This window comes from Sphingobium sp., from assembly GCF_033795625.1.
Lineage (GTDB): Bacteria > Pseudomonadota > Alphaproteobacteria > Sphingomonadales > Sphingomonadaceae > Sphingobium.
Map to the genome: position 1 here is coordinate 1 of NZ_JARYGI010000095.1, position 935 is coordinate 935.

Here is a 935-nt window from a genome sequence, read left to right on the forward strand (position 1 = left end):
GTCCTCCCGGCCCTCGATCCGCTTCGCCACGACGTGGAAGCTGTTCGCGAAACCCCAGGCGAGATCGGTCGCGAAGGCCTCCATGCGCGTGTCGCGCAGCACATCGAACATCGTCTGCATCATCATCTCGACGGCGGCCCGGACTTGCTCGGGGTCGGGCATGTCCAGCGCTTCCGGCGCCTCGACGATGCTGAGCTTGGCCATCTCGCTATGCTCGATGAAAGCGCCTTCGTAGGTCTGGGTCAGGTCCTCGTTTTCGCGCGCGGCGGCAATGTGGCTGGCGAGGTCGGCGAAGTTGGTGAAACTGGTCTGCATGATAGCCTCCTTGGAATCTCATCCATTCGATGAGGCTTCTCATTCGACGTGCGGCGGTCGTGCCGGTCAGGGACGTTAACCGGGAAGCCGGCGCCAGTCGGATCCCGGTTAACGCCGCGAAGCGGGGAGCGGGGGAGCCGATTTTCTCGGGCCCGGAGCGCAGCGCAGGGTGCGTGAAAATTGGGGGAACCGCTCATCCTTGACGGGCTCGGATCCCCGCACGTCACAACTAGGAATTCAGAGAGAGAGATTTTTTGGTCACCACCTCTCCTCACGCTCCCCGCAGGGTGATCGTCACCCGTAAGGGCGGAGACCCGGCGGAGACGGGGCTCCGGGAGCGACAGCGAGTAGAGCGCCGGTCCCGCCCGCAGGGTGGGATGCGTCGAACCATTGGCGGTTGATGACAGCGCGACGACGGCAGGTCGCAGGCGGCGGGCAAATCTGGCAAGCAGCGTCTTTGACGAACCTGCGGAGTGCGCGTGAAGGCCCTGATCCAGGCGAACTATGAGGAGCGATTGTCGCGCTATGCGACGCTGCTGCACGGGACCGAGCCACCCGGCCTGGCCGCCAAGCTCGGCGTCTATGCGCAGCTGCTCCGGCAGCATGAAATCCATGGCGAT

At 64.5% G+C, this 935-nt stretch carries 1 pseudogene; it reads right to left on the minus strand.

What is annotated here, in order from left to right:
- Positions 1–315, minus strand: a pseudogene (locus QHC67_RS18725) (hypothetical protein); the annotation flags it as partial.
- Positions 316–935 lie beyond the last annotated feature (620 nt).